The organism is Melaminivora alkalimesophila, assembly GCF_000282995.1.
Classification (GTDB): domain Bacteria; phylum Pseudomonadota; class Gammaproteobacteria; order Burkholderiales; family Burkholderiaceae_C; genus Melaminivora; species Melaminivora alkalimesophila.
Genome location: NZ_ALEE01000743.1, coordinates 1 through 2,469 on the forward strand (window position 1 = coordinate 1; position 2,469 = coordinate 2,469).

The window sequence follows — 2,469 nt, forward strand, 5'->3', positions numbered from 1 at the left end:
CCGCGCCAGCCCGCCGGCCGCCGGCTACGAGTCGGTGTTCCTGCGCAGCGACGGCACGCGCTTTCCGGTGATGATCTACGAAGCGCCACTGATCAACGCCCAGGGGCTGCACACCGGCTGGATGGGCTCGATCCTGGATGTGAGCGAGCAGCGCCGCGCCGAGGAACTCTCGCGCACCACGCACGAGCGCCTGCAGGCCACGGCGCGCTTGGCGACCGTGGGCGAGATGGCTTCGCTGCTGAGCCACGAGCTGAACCAGCCGCTGGTGGCAATCGCCAGCTACGCCACCGGCTCCCTGAACCTGCTCACGCCGTCGCCGGCGGATGCGCAGTGGGCGGAGATCCGGCTGGCGCTGGAGCGCATCGCGGCCCAGGCCGAGCGCGCCGGGCGTGTCATCAAGAGCGTGCACGACTTCGTGCGCCGCCGCCCGCACGCGCGCGCGGCGGTCGAGGTGGGCGTGCTGTTCGACGCCGTGCTGCCGATCATCCGCCTGCAGGCCCAGAAGCTCGGGGTCCAAATGCGGCTGGAGATCGACCCCGACCTGCCCCCGGCGCTGTGCGACGCGACCATGGTCGAGCAGGTGCTGCTGAACCTGACGCGCAACGCCATGCAGGCCATGGACGGGGCGGCGCCATCGGGGCAGGGGGCGGACGCGCCGCCCGTGCTGGAGCTGCGCGCCCGCCGGGCAAGCCGTGGCAGCAGCCCTGCGTGGCTCGAGCTCTCGGTGGCGGACAACGGCAGCGGCATCGACGCGGACGTGGCCGAGCGCCTGTTCACCCCCTTCTACACCACCCGCGCCGAGGGCATGGGCTTGGGCCTGAGCCTGTGCCGCACCGTGGTCGAGCAACACGGCGGCCACCTGTGGTGGGCGCCTCGCCAGCCACGTGGTACGGTATTCGCCTTCACGCTGCCCTGCGCATCTTCCAGGCCCTGAGACACCCATGCATCCTTCGCATCCGCCCAGCCCCGCCACCGTCTACATCGTGGACGACGACGCCGAGGTGCGCGAGGCCCTGGCCTGGCTGTTGCGCTCGCGCCGTGTGCTGAGCGAGGGCTTTGCCAGCGCCGAGGCCTTCGAGGCGATGCTGAGCGAGCGCGCTGCGCGCGGGGTCGGCCAGCGCCAGCCCAGCTGCCTGCTGCTGGATGTGCGCATGCCGGGGATGAGCGGCTTGGCGCTGTTCGACCGGATGCTCGAGCGCGGTGACACGGCCACCATTCCGGTGATTTTCCTGACTGGCCACGCCGACGTGCCGACGGCCGTGGACACCGTCAAGCGCGGCGCCTTCGACTTCTGCGAGAAGCCCTTTTCCGACAACCAGCTGGTGGATCGCATCCAGGCGGCGCTGGCCCTGTCGGCCGAGCGCCTTACCCAGCAGCGCGCGCAGTGCCGCGTGCAGCAGCGGCTGGCCGAGCTCACCGAGCGCGAGCACGAAGTGATGCGGCTGGTCGTCGAGGGCTTGCCCAACAAGCTGATCGCCGATCAGCTCTCTATCAGCGTGCGCACGGTGGAGGTGCACCGCGCGCGCGTCTTCGACAAGATGCAGGTGCGCTCGGCGGTGGAGCTGGCGAACCTGCTGCGCGCCGGACCGGCCCCGGCCTGACGCGCCGGGGGCGCCACTCAGCCGCCCTGGCGCTCGCCGACGTAGATCTCGACGCGGCGGTTGCGCGCGCGCCCTTCAGCCGTGTCGTTGCTGGCGATGGGCTCGCGCGAGCCCCGGCCCTCGACGTGGATGCGCGCCCCGCTCACGCCCCGCGCCGTCAGGTAGTTGCGCGTGCTGGTCGCGCGCTCGACCGACAGCGGGTTGTTGATCGCGTCGGTACCGGTGGAGTCGGTGTGGCCGATGATGCGCACCTCGGCGTTGGGGTTGTTGCGCAGGCCCTCGGCGAACTGGTCGAGGATCGGCTGGAAGTTGGGCTGGATGTCGGCGCGGTTGGTGGCGAACGAGATGTCGCTGGGAATGTCCAGCTTGAGCTGGTTGTCGGCCGTCTGGGTCACGGTGACGCCGGTGCCCTGCGTGGCGGCCTGCATGTCCTGGCGCTGGCGCTCCATGCGCTGCGACCAGATGTAGCTGCCCAGGGCGCCCACGCCCGCCCCGATCACGGCGCCGGTGCCGGCATTGCCGCCGGTCACGGCGCCGATGGCCGCGCCTCCCAGGGCGCCGACGCCGGCACCGGTGGCGGTGCGGCGTTGCGTGTCGCTCATGCCGGCACAGCCGGTGGCGAGGGCGGCGAGGGTGATGGTGGCGATGGCGAGAGGTCTGCGCATGGGAAGGCTCCTGGCTGTACGGATGCAAAAAGGCCGCCCGGCACGGGCCGGCCGCTGCTGCACAGCGTAGGAGCAAGCCGGGCCGCGGGCTGTAGGACGGCTGGCCAGCGCGGCGCCGGCACGGTCAACAAGTGTCCGCAGGCGCAGTGGAAGGGCGCCGTCAGCGCGGCCCCTCGCGCCCCTCCTCCTGCCGATCGGCGGCG

At 72.0% G+C, this 2,469-nt stretch carries 3 protein-coding genes; 2 read left to right on the top strand and 1 reads right to left on the bottom strand.

Annotation, left to right across the window (positions count from 1 at the left end; genetic code table 11):
- Window positions 1-934 (top strand): PAS domain-containing sensor histidine kinase (locus A612_RS14405; RefSeq protein ID WP_019375152.1); only part of this gene is annotated, 934 nt, incomplete at its 5' end.
- A gap of 7 nt (window positions 935-941) precedes the next feature.
- Window positions 942-1,601: a response regulator transcription factor gene (locus tag A612_RS14410; RefSeq protein ID WP_019375153.1), complete on the top strand. Its 660-nt coding sequence runs from the start codon at window positions 942-944 to the stop codon at window positions 1,599-1,601.
- A gap of 17 nt (window positions 1,602-1,618) precedes the next feature.
- Here the strand turns inward: A612_RS14410 and A612_RS14415 are convergent, their stop codons facing one another.
- Complete coding sequence (locus A612_RS14415) at window positions 1,619-2,266, bottom strand: YiaD family glycine zipper/OmpA-like lipoprotein (protein WP_019375154.1); 648 nt, start codon at window positions 2,264-2,266, stop codon at window positions 1,619-1,621.
- Between the last annotated feature and the right edge of the window lie 203 nt (window positions 2,267-2,469).

What these genes read in the sequence shown, in the direction of transcription:
- A612_RS14410 (WP_019375153.1), top strand. Translation starts at nt 942, where the DNA reads ATGCATCCTTCGCATCCGCCCAGCCCCGCCACCGTCTACATCGTGGAC.
- A612_RS14415 (WP_019375154.1), bottom strand. Translation starts at nt 2,266, where the DNA reads ATGCGCAGACCTCTCGCCATCGCCACCATCACCCTCGCCGCCCTCGCC.